The 21,462-nt window shown below is 67.9% G+C and carries 25 protein-coding genes; 15 read left to right on the forward strand and 10 right to left on the reverse strand.

Features of this window, described 5'->3' with window-relative positions; all coding sequences use genetic code 11:
- Positions 1-437 precede the first annotated feature (437 nt).
- A complete protein-coding gene (locus C492_RS13680; RefSeq protein ID WP_008424552.1) occupies positions 438-917 on the forward strand; it encodes a DoxX family membrane protein in 480 nt (159 codons plus the stop codon).
- A gap of 29 nt (positions 918-946) precedes the next feature.
- Here C492_RS13680 and mutS read toward each other — a convergent pair whose 3' ends face one another.
- The 5 genes from mutS to gvpA form a co-directional block, all read right to left on the reverse strand.
- Positions 947-3,631: a DNA mismatch repair protein MutS gene (gene mutS, locus C492_RS13685; RefSeq protein WP_049893061.1), complete on the reverse strand. Its 2,685-nt coding sequence runs from the start codon at positions 3,629-3,631 to the stop codon at positions 947-949.
- Positions 3,632-3,691: 60 nt separating this feature from the next.
- Positions 3,692-4,024 (reverse strand): CHY zinc finger protein, encoded by a 333-nt coding sequence (locus tag C492_RS13690; RefSeq protein ID WP_008424555.1) that lies wholly within the window; start codon positions 4,022-4,024, stop codon positions 3,692-3,694.
- A gap of 104 nt (positions 4,025-4,128) precedes the next feature.
- Positions 4,129-4,680 carry a gas vesicle protein GvpO, halophile-type gene (gene gvpO / locus C492_RS25375; RefSeq protein WP_008424556.1) on the reverse strand — a complete coding sequence of 184 codons (552 nt, stop codon included), beginning with the start codon at positions 4,678-4,680 and terminating at the stop codon, positions 4,129-4,131.
- Between the two features lie 3 nt (positions 4,681-4,683).
- Entirely contained in the window at positions 4,684-5,724 is a 1,041-nt protein-coding gene (gene gvpN, locus C492_RS13700) for a gas vesicle protein GvpN (RefSeq protein WP_008424557.1), read from the reverse strand.
- Positions 5,725-5,729: 5 nt separating this feature from the next.
- Entirely contained in the window at positions 5,730-6,011 is a 282-nt protein-coding gene (gvpA, locus tag C492_RS13705; RefSeq protein WP_015322023.1) for a gas vesicle protein GvpA, read from the reverse strand.
- Positions 6,012-6,244: 233 nt separating this feature from the next.
- Between gvpA and C492_RS13710 the strand changes: the two genes are divergently transcribed.
- From C492_RS13710 to gvpM, 8 genes are all read left to right on the forward strand, one after another.
- On the forward strand, positions 6,245-6,871 hold the full coding sequence (locus tag C492_RS13710) for a GvpL/GvpF family gas vesicle protein (protein WP_049893063.1): 627 nt from the start codon (positions 6,245-6,247) through the stop codon (positions 6,869-6,871).
- A gap of 2 nt (positions 6,872-6,873) precedes the next feature.
- The gene (gvpF, locus tag C492_RS13715; protein WP_008424560.1) at positions 6,874-7,128 is read left to right on the forward strand and encodes a gas vesicle protein GvpF; all 255 of its coding nucleotides are present in this window, start codon (positions 6,874-6,876) and stop codon (positions 7,126-7,128) included.
- Positions 7,128-7,613 carry an Hsp20/alpha crystallin family protein gene (locus C492_RS13720; protein ID WP_008424561.1) on the forward strand — a complete coding sequence of 162 codons (486 nt, stop codon included), beginning with the start codon at positions 7,128-7,130 and terminating at the stop codon, positions 7,611-7,613. Before gvpF ends, C492_RS13720 begins: the two co-directional genes overlap by 1 nt.
- Positions 7,610-8,518, forward strand: coding sequence for a hypothetical protein (locus tag C492_RS13725; protein WP_008424562.1), 909 nt, complete (start codon positions 7,610-7,612; stop codon positions 8,516-8,518). Before C492_RS13720 ends, C492_RS13725 begins: the two co-directional genes overlap by 4 nt.
- A 113-nt stretch (positions 8,519-8,631) precedes the next feature.
- Complete coding sequence (gene gvpJ, locus C492_RS13730; protein ID WP_239643441.1) at positions 8,632-9,165, forward strand: gas vesicle protein GvpJ; 534 nt, start codon at positions 8,632-8,634, stop codon at positions 9,163-9,165.
- A 3-nt stretch (positions 9,166-9,168) separates the two neighbouring features.
- Entirely contained in the window at positions 9,169-9,513 is a 345-nt protein-coding gene (locus tag C492_RS13735; RefSeq protein ID WP_008424564.1) for a gas vesicle protein K, read from the forward strand.
- Positions 9,510-10,403 carry a gas vesicle protein GvpL gene (gvpL, locus tag C492_RS13740; RefSeq protein ID WP_008424565.1) on the forward strand — a complete coding sequence of 298 codons (894 nt, stop codon included), beginning with the start codon at positions 9,510-9,512 and terminating at the stop codon, positions 10,401-10,403. The genes C492_RS13735 and gvpL overlap by 4 nt, the downstream gene beginning before the upstream one ends.
- The gene (gene gvpM / locus C492_RS13745) at positions 10,400-10,693 is read left to right on the forward strand and encodes a gas vesicle protein GvpM (RefSeq protein ID WP_008424566.1); all 294 of its coding nucleotides are present in this window, start codon (positions 10,400-10,402) and stop codon (positions 10,691-10,693) included. The genes gvpL and gvpM overlap by 4 nt, the downstream gene beginning before the upstream one ends.
- 40 nt (positions 10,694-10,733) lie before the next feature.
- On the opposite strand, the gene C492_RS13750 is transcribed toward gvpM, so the two are convergent.
- Positions 10,734-10,949: a hypothetical protein gene (locus C492_RS13750; RefSeq protein ID WP_008424567.1), complete on the reverse strand. Its 216-nt coding sequence runs from the start codon at positions 10,947-10,949 to the stop codon at positions 10,734-10,736.
- A gap of 502 nt (positions 10,950-11,451) precedes the next feature.
- On the opposite strand from C492_RS13750, the gene C492_RS23780 reads away from it, so the two are divergent.
- The gene (locus tag C492_RS23780; protein ID WP_152424914.1) at positions 11,452-11,661 is read left to right on the forward strand and encodes a hypothetical protein; all 210 of its coding nucleotides are present in this window, start codon (positions 11,452-11,454) and stop codon (positions 11,659-11,661) included.
- On the opposite strand, the gene C492_RS13755 is transcribed toward C492_RS23780, so the two are convergent.
- A complete protein-coding gene (locus C492_RS13755) occupies positions 11,658-12,719 on the reverse strand; it encodes a zinc-dependent alcohol dehydrogenase family protein (RefSeq protein WP_049893065.1) in 1,062 nt (353 codons plus the stop codon). The genes C492_RS23780 and C492_RS13755 overlap by 4 nt on opposite strands.
- A gap of 202 nt (positions 12,720-12,921) precedes the next feature.
- Here C492_RS13755 and C492_RS13760 point away from each other — a divergent pair, with 202 nt between their 5' ends.
- From C492_RS13760 to C492_RS13780, 5 genes are all read left to right on the forward strand, one after another.
- Positions 12,922-14,370 (forward strand): ATPase domain-containing protein, encoded by a 1,449-nt coding sequence (locus C492_RS13760; RefSeq protein ID WP_008424570.1) that lies wholly within the window; start codon positions 12,922-12,924, stop codon positions 14,368-14,370.
- A 37-nt stretch (positions 14,371-14,407) separates the two neighbouring features.
- Positions 14,408-15,508, forward strand: coding sequence for a sensor histidine kinase (locus C492_RS13765; RefSeq protein ID WP_008424572.1), 1,101 nt, complete (start codon positions 14,408-14,410; stop codon positions 15,506-15,508).
- A gap of 101 nt (positions 15,509-15,609) precedes the next feature.
- Positions 15,610-16,404: a succinylglutamate desuccinylase/aspartoacylase family protein gene (locus C492_RS13770; RefSeq protein WP_008424574.1), complete on the forward strand. Its 795-nt coding sequence runs from the start codon at positions 15,610-15,612 to the stop codon at positions 16,402-16,404.
- The gene (locus C492_RS13775; protein WP_008424576.1) at positions 16,401-16,673 is read left to right on the forward strand and encodes a hypothetical protein; all 273 of its coding nucleotides are present in this window, start codon (positions 16,401-16,403) and stop codon (positions 16,671-16,673) included. The genes C492_RS13770 and C492_RS13775 overlap by 4 nt, the downstream gene beginning before the upstream one ends.
- Positions 16,674-16,814: 141 nt before the next feature.
- Complete coding sequence (locus C492_RS13780; RefSeq protein ID WP_008424578.1) at positions 16,815-17,153, forward strand: DUF7853 family protein; 339 nt, start codon at positions 16,815-16,817, stop codon at positions 17,151-17,153.
- Between the two features lie 108 nt (positions 17,154-17,261).
- Here the strand turns inward: C492_RS13780 and C492_RS13785 are convergent, their stop codons facing one another.
- From C492_RS13785 to C492_RS25930, 3 genes are all read right to left on the reverse strand, one after another.
- Entirely contained in the window at positions 17,262-18,437 is a 1,176-nt protein-coding gene (locus tag C492_RS13785; RefSeq protein WP_049893062.1) for a DsbA family protein, read from the reverse strand.
- A gap of 475 nt (positions 18,438-18,912) precedes the next feature.
- On the reverse strand, positions 18,913-21,267 hold the full coding sequence (locus tag C492_RS13795) for a heavy metal translocating P-type ATPase (RefSeq protein ID WP_008424584.1): 2,355 nt from the start codon (positions 21,265-21,267) through the stop codon (positions 18,913-18,915).
- Between the two features lie 111 nt (positions 21,268-21,378).
- The coding region (locus C492_RS25930; RefSeq protein ID WP_008424586.1) for a cytochrome c oxidase subunit 3 at positions 21,379-21,462 on the reverse strand (84 nt) is incomplete at its 5' end.

Consider the following 21,462-nt stretch of genomic DNA (forward strand, 5'->3'; position numbering starts at 1 on the left):
CCGGAGTTCCCATGTTGGGAAACGTCGTCTTCGACGGCACCACGGCTTTGCCGTGACTTCCCGCGTGGTAACAAATCCGACTGAACCACTCCGCCACGTCCCGGCTCACGGGTCGGACGCGAATGGCGGTACCACGCGGGCTGAATACCCCGCTGGTGAGGACGAGCGGCATTCGGTCCGTTGACCCACTCGGCGCGTCCGAGGTGGAAGGCCCCATTGACAGGGCTGCACGCGCTGGAATCCACGCCCTCAGTCATAATTGGGCGGGTACTGTCGAAGGGAGGACGCGAAAGCGTACTTCGCTCCCGAGGAAACGCGCAACCTTGAACCCCGCTTCGCGGATTCCCGCGCCTAAAGTCGCGGGAGGATGTCAAACCGGAGCGCAGTAACATCGGTGTCAGCGCGGACTTATCCCGCTCGATCCACTAGCGCTGGTGATGGCACTTGCCTCTCGACTCACGAGCCGCAGCGACAGCGACGACGAACCCAGCGAGCGCACCGAGACCGTCGCGGAGCCGACCGACGACGACGGTTCGGTAACCGACACCGCACTCTTCCGTCTCGGGCGCGTCCTCTTCGGGGGCGTCCTCGCGTTCAACGCGATCGACAACCTGCGGAACCTCGAGGAACGCATCGGCTACGCCGAGTTCAAGGGCGCACCCGAGCCCGACCGCACCGTCCCCGCGGCGAGCGTCGGCCTGCTGCTTGGCGGGCTCGGCGTCGTCCTCTGGCGGCTTCCGGCCGCGGCCGCGCTCGGGATCGCGGGCTTTCTGGCCGGCACGACCCCGGTGATGCACGACTTCTGGAACCAGGACGATCCCGAGGAGAAACAGCAAGAGCAGATCCAGTTCCTGAAAAATACCGCGCTGTTCGGCGCCGCGCTCGCGTTCGCGCGGATCGCCCGTCGCTCGAAGTAACGCCACCGATCGCTTCTTCGCCGTTTCGACTACTCCTCGAGCAGTCGCTGTAACCGATCGAGCTCCGTCAGCGCCTCGACGGGCGTGAGGTGGGCCAGCTCGAGCGAGCGGAGCTCGGCCGCGACGTCGTCGGGAACCCCCTGGCTCCCGCCGTCGGTCGACGCCGGAACGTGGGCGTCCCCGTGTTCCTGTGAATCGGTCCGCGGGTCCGGCCTCTCCAGCTCGTCGGCGTGTTCCGCGACGAGCTCCCGGGAGCGCTCGACGACGTCCTCGGGGACCCCCGCCGCGGTCGCGACCTCGACACCGTAGGACCCCGTCGCCGCGCCGGGGGCGATCTCGTGGTGGAAGACGACCTCCCCCTCGCGTTGCTCGACCTGGAAGTGGAGCGTGAACGCGGCCGGGAGCGCCTCGGCCAGCTCGGTCAGCGGGTGGTGGTGGGTCGCGAACAGCGTCGGCGCGCCGACCTCGTCGTGGAGGTGCTCGGTGATCGCCCGCGCGATGGCGAGGCCGTCCGCCGTCGAGGTCCCCCGTCCGACCTCGTCCAACAGGACCAGCGAGCGCTCGTCGGCCTCCCGCAAAATGGTCGCGAGCTCGTCCATCTCGACCATAAAGGTCGAGCGCCCGCCCGCGATGTCGTCGCTGGCGCCGACTCGAGTGAAGATCCTGTCGACGGGCGAGATCCGGGCCGACTCCGCGGGGACGAAGCTGCCGACCTGTGCGAGAAGAACGATCTGGGCCACCTGGCGCATGTACGTCGATTTCCCGGACATGTTCGGCCCCGTGATCACCGCCAGCCGCCGATCGGGCGAGAGGCTGGCGCCGTTGGGGACGAACGACTCCTGGGTGCGCTCGACGACGGGGTGGCGCCCGCCTTCGATATCGATCTCGAGGTCGGCGTCGCGGTCGCGGATCTCCGGTCGGCAGTAGTCGTACTGGGCCGCGACGGTCGCAAGCGAGACCAGGGCGTCGACCGTCGCCAGCGCGTCGGCCAGCGCCTGGACGCGCTCGACTTCGTCGGCGACCGCGCTTCGCACCTCGCAGAACAGCTCGTACTCGAGCTCGTCCGCGCGCTCCTCGGCCCCGACGATCTCGTCCTCGCGCTCTTTGAGCTCGGGCGTGACGAATCGCTCGGAGTTCTTCAGCGTCTGGCGGCGCTGGTAGTCTTCGGGTACCGCCTCGAGGTTCGGGTTCGTCACCTCGATGTAGTAACCGTGGACGGAGTTGTAGCCGACCTTCAGCGAGTCGATCCCCGTCCGCTCGCGTTCGCGGGCCTCGAGGTCGTCGATCCACTGCTTGCCGTCCCGCGCGGTCCCCCGGAGCTCGTCCAGATCCGCGTCGTACCCCTCCGCGACGATCCCGCCCTCGGTGATCTCGATGGGGGGATCCGCGACGACCGCGTCGTCGATCAACTCGCGGACGTCGGCGAGGGGATCGAGCTCCTCGCGTAGCTCCCGAAGCCGCGCGCAGTCGGCGTCGGCCAGCCGATCCCGGATCTCCGGGACGACCGCCAGCGTGTCCCGCAGCGAGCGCAGGTCCCTGGCGTTGGCCCGTTCGCGGGAGATCCGCCCGATCAGGCGCTCGAGGTCGTAGACGTCCCGCAGCAGCTCGTGCAGTTGCTCGCGGCGTCGGACCGCACCCGTCAGCTCCTCGACGGCGTCGAGGCGGGCCTCGATCCGCTCGGGCTCGAGCAGCGGTCGGCGGAGCCAGTCGCGAAGCGCCCGCCCGCCCAGCGCGCTGGCGGTCTCGTCGAGGACGTCGATCAGGGTCGCGTCCTCGCGGGCCCGGACCGCACGCGGTTCGAACAGCTCGAGGCTGCGCAGCGCGACGGCGTCGAGCAGCAGGTACTCGCGGGGGTCGTACCGCGTGAGGTGGGTGAGATACTCGAGATGGGGTCCCTCGCGCTCAGTTGCGTCAGCGTCCTCGTCCACGTCGCTCTCGGCACCCCCGCGGGCGTACTCGGCGTACTCGAGCAGGGCGCCGCAGGCCCGGACCTCGGCGTCGGCCGCCAGCAGGGCGTCGGGCTCGCCGAAGTACCCCGAGACGGTCTTGGTCGCGCGCTCGAGGGCGAACGCGTCGGGGTCGAACGGCGTCACCATGCAGTCCTCCGGGAGGAGGTCGTCGCTCGCGTCGGGGCCGACGACGGCCTCCGAGGGGGCGAACCGGCTCACCTCGTCGGCGATCGCCTCCCTCGAGCTCGAGCTCGTCGCGAGGAAGTCGCCCGTCGAGACGTCCAGCAGGGCGACCGCGAGCTCGTCGGCGCTTCCGCCATCGCCGTCCCCCCGCGCGAGTGCGGCGACGAAGTTGTTGTCGTCGCCAGCCAGCAGCTCGTCCTCGGTGAGCGTTCCGGGCGTGATGACGCGGGTGACCGCCCGCTCGACGACTCCCGGGGACTCGCCGGGCTCCTCGATCTGGTCGGCGACGGCGATCCGGTAGCCGGCCTCGAGGAGTTCCTCGACGTAGGACTCGGCGTTGTCGACCGGAATCCCGGTCATTGGGTACTCCCCCGTGCTGTCCTCCCGACTGGTCAGCGTCACCTCGAGCAAGCGGGCGGTGCGCTCGGCGGCGCCACAGAAGGTCTCGTAGAAATCGCCCACCTGGAAGAGCACGAGCGCGTCGTCGTAGCGCGCACAGAGGTCGTGGTACTGGCGCATCATCGGCGTCAGCTCGTCGCGTTTCTCGGCCATCGCGTCTGGCGGGCCAAGCGCCGGATCCATACCCGCACTCGGCCGCTCGGCGGGGAAATAACTTGCTGGATCAGCGCTCGACTTTGCGAGTCATCGTTCGAGGTAGCGCTCGAGATGGTCCTTGCAGCCCGGGTTGAACGGCGCTTTACAGACCGGACACCACGAATCCGAGTCGAGGTACGTCGGCGCCGTCAGCGTCGTCCCGCAGGCGCCACACAGCACCGACGGCTCGTCGAACCGCGCCTCGGGCCAGCCGACCGCGTCGTGGTCGGCGACGGCCGCGTGACAGCGAAAACAGGGGTAGTACCGCTCGCAGCAGGCGAACCGGAACGCGACGACGTCGCGCTCGCCGCGGTAGTGCTCACAGCGGGTTTCCGGGCCGACCTCGAGGCCGTACACGGCCGTCTCGCCGACGAGTTGCACGGTCGTCTCGAGGACGGCCAGCGGCTTGGCGGTTTCGACGGAACGTCACGGAAAACGGTGGACTGGAGAGTGATCGCCGGAGCGAGCCGGCGGCGACGGGCGCGCTACTCGAAGGCCTTCGTGTCGCCGCGGCGGTAGCGACCGAGTCGTCGGTACCCCTGGACGACGCCGTCCTCGTCGAGTTCGATCTCGTAGCGGCCGATGATGTCCTGGGTATCGGGGACCGCCGAGCGCTCGACGACCTCGACGACCGCGCGCCAGCCCTCGTCCATCGGCGAAATCTCGCTGACGCCGTCGAACTCGTGGCCGACGAGCTTGCCCGCGGTCTCCCGGACCGTCTTCCGGATCGCGAGCACGCCGCCGAGCTGGTCGTCGGCGTCGACGTCCTCGGCGTCGACGTCCTCGGGGTCGGCGGCGTCCTCGTCGGCCATCTCCGCCGACTGGACGTCCCCTTCCTGGGTGTCGTCCTCGGCCTGCTCCTCCTGGTCGTCGTCCTGTTCGTCCTGCTCTTGTGCTGATTGGCTGTCGCTCACGGTCGGATCACTCTCGTCGTGTTGGTAACAGAACCCGTTCTCCTGGGCCGGACGGGAGCACCGCTGGCCGTCCCCGGTGCGCGCCCGGCACTGCTCTTGATCGGTCGTCTCGGCGTCGGCCATAGCTTACAGCGCGTCGGTGATCGTCTCTCGAAGGTCGTCGATCTCGTCGTCCTCGCCGGCGAGTTTCGGCGCCAGCACGTCGGTGAACACGTCCGCCAACAGCTCGTCGTCGACCTCGTCGGCGTCCGCCGCGAAGACGGTCAGCCCCTCCGCGGCGGTGATCGCCGCGCGGGTCCCGACGACGACGTCGAGTTCGTCCCGCAGCGTCCGGGTGGCGTCGACGACGCGCTCGACGGTCTCCTCGGGGGCGTCGACGTGGGCGGCGACGATCTCGCGTTCGGTCTCCGCGTCGTGGTAGTCGACGTGGACGCCGACGAACCGGTCCAGCAGGGCGTCCTGCTGTTCGTGAACGCCCGCGTACTCGACGTCGTTCGAGGTGACGAGCAGCCGGAACTCGGGGTGGACGTCGATCGTCCGATCCTCGCCGTGTTTGCCCGGGCGCTCGAGGACGCCCTCCTCGAGCACCGACAGCAGGACGTTGTGGGCCGCGGGATCGCTCCGGGAGAACTCGTTGTACACGAGCGTCGCGCCCTCCTTGACCGCGACCGACAGCGGGTTGTCGACCCACCGCTCGCGGACGACCTCGGTCGTCTTGCTGACGCCGCTGACGAACTGGTCGCGCTCCTCGTAGCGCTCGCCGCCGGAGTGGGTGCCCACGAGCTCGGCGGTGCCGACTGCCTCGTCGCCGTTGAGCCAGACGACCGGGCGGCCCCGTTCCGCGGCCGCCGACAGCGCCAGCGCCGTCTTCCCACAGCCCGTCGGACCGATCAGGTGGACCGGCTGGCCAGCCTCGAGCCAGCCGGTGATCCGGTCTCGCACCGCGGTGACGGCGTCGGTTTCGACGAACGGGTCGGGGGCGATCTCCTCGGGACTCGTCAGCGTGGACGGGTCGGTACCGTTCCCGCTTCCGCCGCCGGTGGCGGCGCCGTTCGACGCACGCTGCTTTTTCGCTTGCTTCTTGGCCTTCCGGCGTTTCTTCTTGCTGCGATCCGACCTGATCTTCCGGCCGCGAACCTTTCGGTCCCGCGAAGACGAATCCCCCATGTGGATTACTCGGCGGACTGGGGCGAGGACTCGGGTCGCTCTTCGATCTCGAGCTCCTCGAGCTCCTCGAGATCGCCCTCTGCGGTGGCTTGCTCAATTTTTGAGATCTCCTCCGCGTAGTGGAGGAAGGTGTCGACGGAGGCGACGACGACGCGGGCCTCTATCGTCAGGAGTTCGATCCCGACGACCGAAACGCGTGCCCAGACGTCGATGACGACGCCCTTGTCGAGTACGCGGTCCAGCACTTCCGCGAGACTGGAGGCGTCAGGTCTTCGTTGGGATGCCATTGTAACCGGCCGTTCTCGCGCGACCCGTAACAGTACTGTCGCTGCGCATGCAAGCTAGCGGAAGGCGGCGGGGGGTACTCGCCGACACTGCGTCTGCAAGCAGCACCATAACGCGCGCGGGCGCCGTACCCCGAGCTACGAGTTGTCGATCCAGTGGGGTCTTATCTTATGGTATGGACACACGCCTCGTTCCGAGTATCGAGACGGCCGCGTCGACGGACGGTGGTGCCGTCGTGAGCCACAAGTACGTCTACGGCGTCGTCGAGGCGAGCGACGACGTCGAGTTCGAGACCGACGCGGTCGGCGACGCGGATCGGGTCTACACCGTTTCCCACCGCCGCTACGCCGCGGTCGTCTCGGACATCGACACGACCGAACCCGAGGAAACCGACGAGGACGCCCAGCGCCACGACGACGTGCTCCGGGAGATCATGGAGCACGACGGCGGGCAGACGATCGTCCCGATGCGGTTCGGGATGGCCTTCGAGGGCGACCGCGAGCTCAAAAACGTCCTGCGAAACGCCCAGCCCGCCTTTCGCCGGGCGCTGCGGGATATCGACGGCAAGATCGAACTCGGGCTCAAGCTCGTCGAGGAGGAAGACGCCGAGGTCGACCGGGAGGCGATCGAGGAGGACGTCGCCGACGTCCTCGAGCCGATCGCCGACCAGTCGGTCCCGAACGACCTGTTCAGCGATCGGCTGGTGTTTAACCGCTCGTACCTCGTCGACGAGGACGACCGGGAAGCCTTCGACGACGCGGTCGCCGACCTCGAGGACCGATACGAGGACCGACTCATGGTCCGATACACCGGACCGTTCGCGCCGTACAGCTTCGTCGACGTCAAGATCGGCGCCCAGTAACCATGTTCGTGCTCGACGACCTCCTGTTTCGACCGTTCATCGGCATCGTCGACGCGTTGCACTCGATCGCGCTCGACGAGCTGTACGATCTCGACGAGCTCGAGGACCAGCTCAAGGAGAACCAGCTGCTGTACGAGCTCGGCGAGCGCTCCGAGTCGGAGTACCGCGAGCGCAAGGAGGAACTCGAGGAGGAGATCGAGATCGCCCGCGAGGTCCACGAGCGATTCTCGAGCGGCCGTGTAGAGGTAAAACGATAATGAGCGACCACACGAACGATCCGACCGAACCGAACGACGACCGTATCGACTCCGACCACTGGCTGACGAGCCTGCTGTCGGCACTCGAGCGCGGCGACGCGTCGGCGACCGGTCGCCGACGCGGGAGCTCGATGCGCCTGAACTACGACGTCTCGATCGGCTCCGGGCTCGATCGAGCGCTCGACAAGGTGCGGACGCCGATCGACGGCGACCGACTCCGGAGACGACCGCGCCGCCGTCCGTCCTCGTCGGACGGACACGTGACCTCGCGGCTCCACGAGGCGGAACTGCTCGTCACGGCCGACGTCGGCGGCGCCGGCGCGGACGACGTCACGGTCGGGTTCGACGGGGACGAGCTCGTCGTCGCCGTCTCGAGGAGCGAACTCGACCGGGTCGAGGTTCCGTGGTCCGAGCGAACGGCGACGGCGTCGTTCAAAAACGGCGTCCTCACGGTCGTCGTCGAGCCGACGGAGGAGCGGCGATGAGCGAGGAGGAGCCCTTCGAGGAGCTGCTCGAATCGGGCGAGTCGAGCCTCGATCACCTCCAGACGGTACTCGAGGACGTCGACGCTCCCGAGGAGCTCGGCGACGACGAACTCGAGGAGGTGCTCGGCGACGTCGACGCGCTCGTCCGGGTCGCCCAGGAGACCGCGGAGCTGGTCGAGGCGCTCGACCTGAGCGAACTGCCGGAGGCCGTCGATGGCGAGGAGCTGCTCGAGGCGATCGAAACCGGCGAGATCCCCGACGCCGTCGCCGAGGAGGAAACCGGCGCGAGCGACGTCGTCGACCTCACCCAGCTGTTCTCGGCGCTCGATCTGCTGAGCGTGTGGGACGCGGCGGATCTGACCGACATCTGGGAGCAAAAACGCGAGCTCGACGAGGCGACCGACGCGCTCGGCGACGGCGAGGACGAGGGCACTCTCGAGGGCGCCGCCGAGACGGTCGTCGACGAGGGGACCGACCTGGTCGGCGGCGACGACGGCGACGGGCTCCTCGACGAGGTCGATCCGAAGGAGGCCGCGATGGAGGCGTTCGGGACGCCCGACGTCGAGGAGGATCCCGAAGCGTACCAGGTGTTTATCCAGCAGCAGGCGATGCGGGGCATCGACGCCTTCCGCGACGCCCTGCTCGAGACCCACGAGACGTTCCAGAAGCTCTACGAGACCAACCGGGAGAAGATGCGCCGGGAGGACACGAGCCCGTCCTCGCGGAATCCGACCGCCGCCTCGACGATCGCAACCGAGCGACGCGATATCGGCACCAGCAACACGCGCCACTCGACGGTCCCACAGCAGGTCAAGCTCTCGACGGCGCCGACCCGCAGGCGAATCTACGGACGCCGGTTCGAACTCGAACTCGAGCGAAAACGACGCCAACAGAACGATGACTGAGAACCCACACAGCAACCGGACGGAGCGAGCGGCGACCGTGGCGGGCGCCGACGCCCGCGCTCGGGCGAGAACCGCGTCGGGGACGGACCGACGGCCGACCCGCGGTGACGGAGGTGGTCGCCGTGGTCGATGAGTTCCAGCCCAGCCGCCAGAAGGCCGATCTCGCCGAGGTCGTCGAGATGCTGCTCGACAAGGGGATCGTCATCAACGCCGACATCGCCGTCTCGATCGGCGATACCCAGCTGCTGGGGGTTCAGCTCCGCGCCGCGATCGCCTCCTTCGAGACGGCGGCGAAGTACGGCCTCGAGTTCCCCGAGGGGACGGACATGCAACGGCTCGCCGAGGCCGTCGACGACCCCGAACTCGCCGCGGAGCGCCAGTCGACCGCGCCGATCGATCCGACCCGCGGCGTCAACGTGACGGCCGAGTCGGACGCCGACGAGGGGAGCCGATCCGCTGGCGGCGGGGCCGACTCCGACGGCGAGGACGAAGACGTCGCGGCGCCCGACCACCCGGGTCTGAGTCCGGACCCCGACCGGCCGACCAGCGGCGGGTTCGACCTGCTCAGCGACGACGCCGAGGACGCCGACGAGAGCGGCGAATCGGAGTCGACGGCGAACGACGACGAAACGGAGGAGGAGGACTGAACCGTGTCCACGATCGACGTCGGCGACGGCGAGAACGCGCGCGACGGGCTGATGACCCTCGTGATCGCCGTCGTCGAGATCCTGATCGAGGCCCTCGAGGGCGAGGCCGTTCGACGCATGGAGTCGGGCGATCTCACCGACGAGGAGATCGAACGGCTCGGGACCCAACTCGCGACGATCGAGGACGAGATCGACCAGCTCAAGGCCGACGAGGGGATCGAGGACGGCGTCGAGGACCTCCGTGACGACCTGGACGGGCTGGTCTCGGACGCGATCGAGCAGCTCCAGGGGGAGACGACCCCGACCGACAAACCCGGCTACTCCGTCTTCGGAGGTGACCAATCGTGAGCTCCGACGAGCGCGATCTCGAGGGCGATCCGGAACCGGTCGTCGACGCCGACGACGTCCCCGAGATCGAGGAGGGACGGTACCTCTACTGTCTGGTTCGGGCCGACGAGAACGCCGCCCTCGAGATCGAGGGAATCGACGGCGAGCCGGTGTCGATCCTCGTCGAGGACGGGATCGGCGCGGTCGTCCACGCCTGCGAGGGGATCTACGACTCGGCGGACCTCGCGCAGGTCAAGCGCTGGCTCGTGCGCCATCAGACGGTCATCGACGAGGCCAGCGAGCGGTTCGGAACGCCGATCCCGTTCCAGTTCGACACGATCCTCCGAGGCGACGACGAGCGCGTCCGCGAGTGGATCGACGGCGAGCGGGCGACCCTCGAGCGCGCGCTGTCGGGACTGGCCGACCACTGGGAGTACCGCGTCGAGGTCGTCGAGGTCGACCCCGTCGACGACGAGGCGCTGATCGAGCGCGACGATCGGCTGCAGGAGCTTCGCGCGAAGATCGACGATTCCGAGGAGGGGACGGCGTTCCTGCTCGAGAAGAAACTCGAGCAGCGCCTGGCCGCGGTGCGGGCGAACCGCCGGGAGTCGGCGACCGACGACCTCGAGCAGCGCCTGGCCAGCGAGGCCCGGGAGGTGCACTCCCTCGAGCGCTCCCCGTCGGCGTCGCTGTCGGACGAGGTTGCCGACGACGGCGACGACGGCGACGGCGGCGAGACGCTGTGTCGGCTCACGCTGCTGGCCCACGAGGACGACGAGGGGGCGATCGGCTCGATACTCGACGACGTGGCGGCGACCGACGGGCTCGAGGTCCGCTTTACGGGGCCGTGGCCGCCGTACACGTTCGCGCCGGAGCTGGGCGGCGACGGAACGGAGGGGAGCGGATCGTGAAGCCGCGAAACGACGAGGACGCGCTGGTCGACCTGCTCGACGTCGTGTTGCGCGACGGGGCGATCTTGCGCGCGGACGTGATCGTTTCGGTCGCGGACGTACCGTTGGTCGGAATCAAACTCTCGGCGGCGATCGCCGGGATGGAAACGATGACGGAGTACGGACTGTTCGAAAAATGGGACGTCGATCGCCGTGCCAGGGCGGTCGAACGCAGACGGTACGGGCGGGCAAGCGAGGACGGGACCGAATCGATCACCGTCAACGGCCGCGAGCGAGACGAACTCGAGTAGCGGTACGGCGGCCGTCGCCCCCTTCTTCGGGGGCGACCGGTCAGGCGAACGTCGGCCGCTCGGTCGTGAGTTCGACCTCGCCCGAGACGGACTCCTCCTCGCGAGCCTCGTCGTAGACGTACTGGCCGGTGCCGCCACACAGCGTGCACTCGTAGTTCTCGGAGATCTCGTTGATCATCTCGCCGTCCTCGAAGTAGACGCGGCTCTGGACGATCTGTAGGAACTGGGGCGTCTCGCAGTTGGCACAGGTGATCATACCCGGGAGGTAGCCGTGATCGGTTGTAGTTATCCGGCTTGTAACCGACGAGACGCGGCGACCTATGCAGGTCTTACTCGTCGATCGAAGCCGAGCCCTGCGACGGTTTCGGCCGCCGACGTTCCGGGTCGCTTCGGCCGCGGTCGGCGTCCGAGTAAACGCGTCATAATCGCCGGACTGCACCGCGATCGTTCGGATCGTCGCGCTCGTCTTAGTAACCGGACAAGCGTCGATGTACGGCGGCGGAACTGACGGTACCGGGGTCTTTCCGCGGGGCGGTCCCGGCTCGAGACGGGAGTCTCTCGGAACGGGCAAATGCTCGGCGGCCGACGCTCCCGTTATCGAACGTGGCTCCATCGGATCGACCGTCTCGGTTGCACCCTCGCTGTGCCGACGCCGTAGACGAGCCGACGGACTCGTCGTAGCCGCCCGCTACGGAGGTGTTATCCGGTTCCTGCCGAGGGTTCACCCGCGCTACCGCACGACAAGACGACGCATAACAATGGTCCTCTCGGCCGTCTCCTCGTTCGCGGGGATTCCCCCCGCCGGGTACGCGCTCGGCCCGGACGCCGACGCGCCGATCAACCGATCGCGTGCGGTCGTGCCCGGACTCGACGCGGACTCGCCCCCGCCTCGAGTACGCTCATGTCTCTCACGCCAGGGTGGGTTCCCGCCCCCACCCGGTTCCCACGCCCTCGAGCGCGGGCTTTAGAACTCGGTGACGACCGGGATCCCGACCGTCCCGTAGTCGTCCATCGCAGCAAGCGTCTCCGGCAGCTCCTCGAGCGAGAGGCGCTCGCCGACGATCTTGCTCGGTTCGAGGGTTCCGTCCGCGATGAGTCGGAACAGCTCCTCGTAGCGGACCAGCGGCATCCCGAACGAGCCCCGGAAGTCGATCTCGCCCATCGTCATCGCGTCGACCGGCAGGGAGATCTCGCCGCCTTCCTCGTCGGTGGTGAGCCCGACCTGTACGTGCGTGCCGCGCTTGGCGAGGCTGTCGACCGAGTTGCGACAGGTCTCGGCGATCCCGAGTGCGTCGATCGAGACGTCGGCGCCGCCGTCGGCGAGCGCTTTCACCTCGCTGGCGGGGTTGTCGGCCGCGGCGGCGTCGACGGTATCGACCGCGCCGAGTTCGCGTGCGCGCTCGAGTTTGTCCTCGCGGACGTCGACGGCGATCGGGTGGGCGCCGAGCGCGCTCGCGATGTGGATCGCCGAGAGCCCGACGCCGCCACAGCCGTGGACGGCGACCCGATCGCCGGCCCGCAGCTCGGCCCGATCGGCCAGCGCGTGGTAGGCGGTCATGAACCGACAGCCGAGCCCGGCCATCTCCGCGAACCCGACGTCCTCGGGCAGCTTCACGCAGTTGAAGTCGGCCTCCCGAATCGGAAACGCCTCGGCGAACGCCCCGGGGGCGACGCTCGCGAATCCCAGCGGAATCACCGTCTCGCAGACGTTCGCCCGACCGGTCCGGCAGTGCCGACAGCTGCCGTCGCCGAGGTGGAAGGGGACGGTGACGCGGTCGCCTTCCGCGAGCGTTTCGACGTCCTCGCCGACCGCCGCGACGACGCCCGCGGGTTCGTGACCCAGGATCTGTCCCGGCTGGGCCTGCGCGCCGACCCAGCTCCAGTCGCCCTGCCAGGCGTGCCAGTCGCTCCGGCAGACCCCGCAGGCCGCCGTCTCGACGACGACCTGGTCGGGTTCGGGCTCCGGGTAGTCGACGGTCTCGATCGAGAGCGGTTCGCCGTAATCCTCGAGCACTGCGGCTCTCATGTGCCGGAGGTACACACACCGCACACAAAAGTGTAAGCGCCGCGATCGGTCGTTCGGGGCGTCCCGTAACGGCGCCGAAAAACGGCTGAACGCGCCTCGAGTCGGTCGCGACAACATTCATCCAGAACACGCGCTCGAGGAAGCAATTGATTAATACCTCCCAACTCCCTCTACCGTAGATGTGGCACCCGATATTACGCTGATGAACAGCGGGATCAACGGCCTGGACGAGATCCTCAACGGAGGGCTCGCCAAGGGGCGGATGTATCTCGTCCGCGGAGAGCCCGGCACCGGGAAAACGCTGCTCGGGATGCACTTTCTCGAAGAGGGGCTACAGAACGACGAGACGGTGCTGTTCATCCACGGAGAGGAGTCCAGGCGGGAGATCCTGGCCAACGGCGGGGCGGTCAGCATCGACATCAGCGACGCCGAGTTCCTCGATCTCGGCCCGGAATCGGATTTCTTCACCGACGACGACTCCTACGATCTGGTCGAACCGAGCGACATCGAGCGCGACCGCTACACGAAACGGATCCACGAGGCGATCGAGGAGATCAATCCGTCGCGGGTCGTCCTCGATCCGATCTCGCAGCTCCGGTACGTCGAGGCCAACGAGTACCAGTTTCGCAAGCGGATCCTCTCGTTTATGCGGTTTCTCAAACAACACGAGATCACCGTCCTCGTAACGGCGACGCTTTACTCGGATCCGGAGTACGACACCGAGCTTCGCTCGCTCAGCGACGGGATCATCAAACTGACCCGCGGCGAGGACGGACGACGCGTCGAGGCGACGAAACACCGCGCGCTCGGGCAGCTAGACGGCGACCACGGGATGGAGATCCGCGAGAGCGGGCTCGAGATCTTCCCCCGTCTCATCCCCGAGTCCCACGAGCACGCGTACACACCCGAGCTGATCCACTCGGGAATCGACGAGCTCGACGAGTTGCTCGGCGGCGGATTCGACCAGCGGACCGTCACCTTCATCAGCGGACCGACCGGGGCGGGAAAGACCTCGACGGGGACGCAGCTGCTGACCCAGGCCGCCCGGGACGGGCTCAACTCCGCGATCTACCTGTTCGAGGAGAACATGGAGACGTTCACCCACCGCTCGGAGGCGATCGACATCCCGGTCACGGAGCTTCGCGAGGACGGCTCCCTCTCGGTGACCGAGGTCGAACCGCTCGCGCTCTCGAGCGAGGAGTTCGCCCACATGGTCATCGATCAGGTCGAGAAGGCAGAGACCGACATCGTGATGATCGACGGGATCGACGGGTACACGATCTCGATACAGGGCCACCAACAGGACCTCGTCCGGGAGCTTCACGCGCTGGCGCGGTATCTCAAAAACAGGGGCGTCACCGTCCTCATCACGAACGAGATCTCCGAAATCACCGGGATCTCCGAGGCGACCGACAACCAGCTCAGCTACATCGCGGACAACATCGCGTTCGTCAGCTACGTCGAGATGGACGGGAGCCTGCGAAAGGTCATCGGCGTCCTCAAGAAACGAACCGGGGACTTCGAGAAGACGCTCCGGGAGTTCGAGATCACCGGCGACGGCATTTACGTCGGCGAACCGTTGACCGGGCTCCACGGCATCCTCCAGGGATCGCCCATGACGCAGACGATCGGGACCGACGCAAACGAATGACGGGATCACACCGCAGTCCGAGTTCGCGAGTGCACGCATGAGCAGACCCGACCGCACGGAGACGATCCAGGTGCTCATCAACGACGACGGGAACCGCGCTGCGGTTCGGGAACTGCTCGAGGATCGCTACGCGGTCGAGACGGAGCGGTCGATCGAAGACGCCGATCTCTACCTCGTGGACGACTACTCGTTTCACGACTACCACGACCCGCTTCGCGAACGCGTCGCCGAAAGCGACCCGGTGTTCTGTCCCGTCGTCCTCGTCCGTCGCGACGACGAACACCACACGGTACCGCTACCGAACCCCCGCGAGCGCGACTCCCCGCTGTTGATCGACGACATCATCGAGGCGCCGATCGATCGGACGCTACTCTACCGACGACTGAACACGCTGCTCGTTCGGCGCACCCAGTCCCAGGAGCTGATGCACTACGTCTCGAAACTCGAGGAGTCGAACCGCTCGCTCGAACAGTTCGCCTACGCCGCCAGCCACGACCTCCAGGAGCCGTTGCGGATGGTCTCGAGTTACCTGCAGCTGATCGAACAGCGCTACGAGGACGACCTCGATCGGGAGGGACGTGAGTTTCTCGGGTACGCGATCGACGGCGCCGATCGGATGCGGGACATGATCGAGGGACTGCTCGAGTACTCCCGGATCGATTCGCGGGGGAGTCCGCTCGAGCCGATCGATCTCGACGACGTCCTCGACGAGGCGCTCGCGGACCTCCGGATGAAGGTCGACGAACACGACGCCGAGATCGAGGCCGAGTCGCTCCCCCGGGTCCGCGGCGACGAGGATCAGCTCCGGCAGGTCTTCCAGAACCTGCTGTCGAACGCGATCGAGTACAGCGACGACGAGCCCAGGCAGGTACGGGTGACCGCGCGGCGCCGAGGACCGGAGTGGGAGGTTTCGGTGTCGGACAACGGCGTCGGTATCGATCCGGAGGACCGGGACCGGATCTTCGAGCTGTTCCAGCGGCTCCACAGCCACACGGAACACGACGGCAGCGGGATCGGGCTCGCGCTCTGTAAACGGATCGTCGAGCGCCACGACGGGCGGATCTGGGTGGAGTCGAACGACGATTCGGGCTCGACGTTCTCGTTTACGCTGCCGGCGGTCGACGCCGGAGAGGCGTGACCGTCGCTTCTCGCGACGGAACCGACGGCGCTCGGTTTCGTCCCGCCCCTCTCGAGTCCGAATGGGAAGGCGCTTTAGGGAGCGGTCCCTGCTCGGGAACGATGAAGCGACGTCGCATCCTGGCCGCCGGTGGAGCGCTCGTCGGAACGGCCGCCGTCGGCGTGGCGAGCCGATCGACGGGCGAACACGATCTGGTGGCGAGCGCGCGCCGATCCGACGGCGACTACGAGACGAGTACGGAGACGCTCCTTTCCGGAACGGTCCACGAGACGCCGCTGTACGAGATCGACGCTCCGGCGGACGGTCCCACCGCGATGGTTTTCGGGGGCATCCACGGCGACGAGTACAACGGGATCGACGTCGCCCGCGAGGCGACCGAGTGGGTGCCAGACGCCGGACGGCTCGTCGTCGTTCCCGAAACCGACCGGGTCGCGGTCGAAAACGACGAACGAGAGGGTCTCGAGGGAGACCTGAACCGCCAGTTCCCGGCCGACGGCGAGCCGACGAGCGAGCTCGCCGCCGGCGTCTGGGACGCCGTCGAGCGCCACGACCCCGACGTCGTGCTGGATCTCCACCGATCGCTCGGGCTCTACGGCGTTCACCGGCAGTACGTCGGGCAGGCGATCTTTCACTCGCCGGACGCGGAGGGGGACGCCCTCGCGGCGACGCTCAACGAGGACGCGGTGCCGTGGTACCTCCCGCTACACCGGTTCGTCGCCAACGAGAGCCACCTCTCCGGGCCGCTGCTGTTCCACGAGGCCGCGCGCGAACTCGACGCCGCGTCGTATCTCTTCGAGACGACGGACTTCATGCTCGATCGCGAGACGAAAAACGAGATGACCCGTCTCGTTACCGCAGCCGCGCTCGAACGTCACGGGCTGCTGGAGGGACGATGACGGCGCCGTCGCTTCGCCGCGTGCTGGTCGCGCCCGCGACCATCGCGACCTACCTCCTGTTGGTCGTGCCGCTCGCGCTCGGCTGGCTCAAGACGTCGCTGCTGTCGCCGCTGGCGCTACCGGGATATCTGCTCTACACGATCGGCTCGGCGATCGGCAACCTCGTCGCCCCCCGATTCGAGCTCTGGGCGTACTGGATTCCGTTTCTGACCGGCTGTTACGCCGTCTCCGTCGCGGTCGGCTACGCGTACGAGCGCCTAATCGCGTAGTTGCGACACGACGACCGCGACCGTCCTCGTCCCGTCTCCTCGCGGCAACTCCGCTCCCCGACGACCCGCCGCCGTCCGCCAAATGAGAACTGCTAGCAATGCTTATGGTGTGTGATCCCATAGCTCCGCGTGTACACCGATATGTCATCCAGGTCCCGACCGACCCGATCGACCACCCTCTCGCTATCGCACGAGGAGCGATGGACGCTCCACCACGTCCTGCTCCACCGGATCGAACAGGAGGAAACCGCCGCCGACGCCACCGACGTCGACTCGCCGTCCCTCGAGCTGTTTCAGGCGTTCGATACGATCGACGACGGCCGGCTTCGGTTCACGGAGCCCCAGCTCGAGGCGGTCCAGCGCACGCTCGCCGCGTATCAGCGGTCGACCGGGTGGTGGGAGCTCGAGCGGAGCGAGATCGAGTCGCTGCTCGAACACGTCGCGACCGCGCTCGAAGTCGATCGGCTGCCGGCGGACTGAGCGGCGCGACGGCTCCGGGCGACGATTCTTCGGTTCGCACTCGAACTCCGCGAGGGGCGCCCGAAAACGAGACGGCTCGAACCGAACGGGTAGCGTACTCGAGGCGGTCTAACAGTCGACCGGCAGATCGTCGACCGTTCGGTCGTCGCTGAGGTCGTAGTCCTCGCCGGCGCCGATACCGCCGCTCGAGCCGGAGCTCCCGTCGCTCGAGTCGTCGGCGTCGTCCTCGGTATCGTCGTCGGAGGTTTCCTCGGTATCCTCAGAGTCCGTATCCTCGGAGTCGGAGTCGGAGGTATCCTCGGAGTCGGAGTCGGAGGTATCCTCGGAGTCGGAGTCGGAGGTATCCTCGGAGTCGGAGTCGGAGGTATCCTCGGAGTCGGCGTCCTCAGAGTCGGAAGTATCCTCGGAGTCGGCGTCCTCAGAGTCGGAAGTATCCTCGGAGTCGGCGTCCTCAGAGCCGGAGTCCTCAGAGTCAGCATCCTCGCCGTCGGCCTCCTCGACGTCCGATTCCTCCTTGGGGTCTTCGACCTCGTCGTCCGCCTCGGCCTCGTCGGACTCCTCCTCGGCGCCGTCCTCGTCGTCGGACGTCTCGCCGTCGGGGGCGTCCTCGAGACGGCTCTCGATCCAGTTGAGGATCGCCTGGGTGCCGTGGTGAGGCGCGGTCGTCTCGCCGGCCAGCTCGAACTGGGGTGTGAAGCTGACGCCGTGGTCGTCGGCGATCTCGGCGATCCGTTCGACCGCCGCGTCGTACTCGCCGGCCTCCGCGCGGTCGACGCAGGCCTCGGCGTTCGTCACGTCGGCCGAACGCGCGCGGTCCTCGAGTTCGTCGTAGTCGACGTATCCCGACGGCGAGTTTGCGTACGTCTCGGAGACGAACTCCCAGTAGCTGCTCGAGTCCTCGTTCCAGATCGCAAGTCCGACGGCCGCGAGCCGCGGATCGCTGTCCGAGATGTAGTGCTGGGAGGTGTCGCCGGGCTCGTACGCGAGGTTACAGAAGCGGACGTTGAGCCGTCCCGTAACGACGAACTCCTCGATGATCTCCTGGAGGTTGCCGGAGACGAAATCCTGCGTGTAGGGACACTTGAAGTTGCCGTAGACGGTCGCCGTCGGCGCGTCGGCGTTCGTTCCGATCGTCGGATACGTGCGTTCGTCGGCGTCGTCCGGAACCGGGACGGCGTCGTCGGACGCCGCGCCCACGGACCCGACCCCAGCGAGTCCGAGCAGCGAGAGGGCCCCCGTAGCTGTCAGTACGCTTCGACGTGTCGTCTGCGACTTCCGTGACATCGACTCCTGGTCAGCAGGGGAGACGTATAAACGGGTTCAGCCGTTCTGTACGCTTCCTCGGAATTTACGAAAGTTCCGCCCGTTCCAGACATCTATCGGAATCGCAACCGATTACCGTACTGTTTCGGCTTCGTTCGATCCCGCACTATTTCGATCGATAATCGCAAGAAGGCGACGTTGTTCGCTCTCGAGAACGATTACTCCGACCCCCAGTTCGAGTTTCGATTTCGAAATGATGTAAGTACGACGGGCGGTCGCGGCTAATTCAACTTTCAGCGGCATAAACTGTCACTCAAGAATGAGAGACACGCGATCGAACACCACGGAACCGACGTTCGCTCGCGGATCGACCGGTTCGTCTCGTCTGAATGATCAGTCATCCCCGACTCGAGCGGGTCGACCTCGACACCGCCTCGAGGCAGCTCGACGGTCGACCGAACTGCGGCGGCGTCCGCCTCGTCGGCCTCGGGACGGCTCACCGCGCGTCCCGCCCCGAGTTGAGCACGACGAGGAGGCTGCTGAGCCCCATCAACACGGCGGCGATGAGCGGATTGATGTACCCGAGGACGGCCAGCGGGATCGCCACGGCGTTGTACCCGAGCGCCCAGCCGAGGTTCTGGCGGATCCGTCGGCGCGTCGAGCGCGAGATCGAGAACACCGTCGGGATCGCCTCGAGGTCGTCGTCCAGGACGACGACGTCGGCCGCGTCCATCGCAAGGTCGGTCCCGCCCTCGAGGGCGATCCCCATGTCGGCGCGGGCGAGCGCCGGCGCGTCGTTGGTGCCGTCGCCGATCATCGTCGTCGTCCCCTCGGCTCGGAGCCGACGGACGATCGCCTCCTTCGACTCCGGCCGGACATCGGCGAACACCTCGTCGACGTCCGGGTGGTCGCGGAGCCACCGGGTCGCGCGCTCGTCGTCTCCGGTGAGTACCACGATCCGTCGATCCTCGGCGGACAGTTCGTCGACGACCTCCGCCCAGCGCTCCCGGCGCTCGGCACGGATCGCGACGACGCCGCGGACGACGCCGTCCCAGCCGACGACGGTGGGATGGAGCCCGCGCTCGCGGGCCGACTCGATCGCCTCGGCGAAGCGATCGGGAAGCGTCCACGCCGACGATCGGAACGCCGACGGGTTGCCCGCGCGAACCCGACGGCCGTCGACGAGCGCCGAGACGGACCGGCGCTCGCGCTCGAACGCCTCGACGGTTCGGTCCGGCGGCCCGCCCGCCGCGGCGACGATCGCATCGGCGATCGGGTGGTTCGACCGCGCCTCGACGGCCGCCGCCCGCTCGAGGACCGTCTCGGCGTCGTCCGCGACCGTCGACTCGACGGTCATCTCGCCGGTCGTCAGCGTCCCCGTTTTGTCGAAGACGACGATCTCGGAGTCGGTGATCCGCTCGAGGACGTTCGGCGAGAGGACGACCGTGCGGTTCCGGGCCGCTCGATCGCTGCCGGCGGAAAGCGCCAGCGGCGTGGCGATCCCGAGCGAGCACGGACACGAGACGACGAGGACGGACAGCCCGATCAGCAGGGCCGACTCCGGCGGGCGCCCGGCGGCCAGCCAGCCCGCGGTCGCGATCGCCGCGACGCCGACGATCAGCGGCACGAACGCCACGGCGAACGCGGTGACGAGCCGCTGGGCGCCCGCGTCGGTGCTCTGGACCTCCCACAGCAGTTCGACGAGTCGGTCGAGCGTGCTCGAGGCGTCGTCGTCGACCTCGACGACGAGGGTGCCGTCGACGACCGTCGAGCCGCCGATGACGTCTTCGCCGACCGACGCCGAGCGCGGGATCGACTCGCCGGTAACCAGCGCCTCCTCGACCGTCGCGGACCCGTCGACGACCGCCCCGTCGAAGGGGATCCGGTCCCCGGCGTTGACGAGGACGCGGTCGCCGCCCTCGCACTCCGTCCGGGAGACCTCCGAGATCGAACCGCCGTCCTCGAGCACGCGGACGGTCTCGTCGCGGGCCGCCGCCAGGTCGGCGTGGGTACCGACGGCCCGCCGTTTCACCTTCGACTCGATGCGGTTGCCGACGGTGACGACGACGAGGATCATCACCGCAACGTCGAAGTAGAGGTGACGTTCGCCCAGCAGGAAGGCCGCGACCGAGTAGCCGTACGCCGCGAGCACGGCGATCGCGACGAGCAGGTCGACGTTCGGTCGGCGAACCGCGAGGCTGATGGCCGCGCTCCTGAAGATCGGGTAGCCGATCCCGAGCACGATGAGCGAGCTCCAGACGGTCAGCGGCACGAACACCATCGTTCGGATCGTCGATCCGTACAGGAACGACTCCGGGTAGATCCCTAGGTACGTCGGGTAGATGAACAGGAGGTACGGCGCCATAACGGGCATCGCGAGGATGACGGCGAGCGCCGTCCGGTACCGCTCGAGCGTGGAGCGGTCCTGCTCCTCGCCGTCCTCGCCGGGTTCGGCGGCGCGGTAGCCGGCCCCGCTGACCGCCGCCGGCAGCTCCTCGCGGTCGACGACGTCCGGGTCGTAGGCCAGACGGATCATCTCGGTGGCGTAGCTCACCGCCGCGTCCCTGATCCCCGGCGTCTCCGTCGCCGTCGTCTCGAGGTACGTCTCGCAGGTCGTACAGTGCATCCCGTCGACGGCGAGGTACGCGGTCTCGAGGCCGTCGTCGGCCGTCGCCGGTTCGAACGACGGCGTCGACTCCGTCGGGGTCGTCGTCGGGTCCGCTGGCCCGTCCGCGTCGTCGACGAGTCGGGACACCTCGAGACAGCCCCGACAGCAGAATTCCCCGTCGATCGCGTCGTCGCGAACCGGCGACTCCTCCGCGGGGAGCCCGCAGAGGGTACAGGTCGTCATTTGGTCGCCTCGGCGTACGTCCACGGATCGTATATGGATTGTCCCTCCAATCGCCCGCCCCGCGGGGGTCGACGGCACACTCGCGGGCCGGCTCGGGCCCGCCGGCGGCAGCTACAGCGCCGCGCCGACGTACAGCGTCACGACCAGGAACACCCACACGACGTCGACGAAGTGCCAGTACATCGCGACGGTCTC

This window comes from Natronococcus jeotgali DSM 18795, from assembly GCF_000337695.1.
GTDB lineage: Archaea > Halobacteriota > Halobacteria > Halobacteriales > Natrialbaceae > Natronococcus > Natronococcus jeotgali.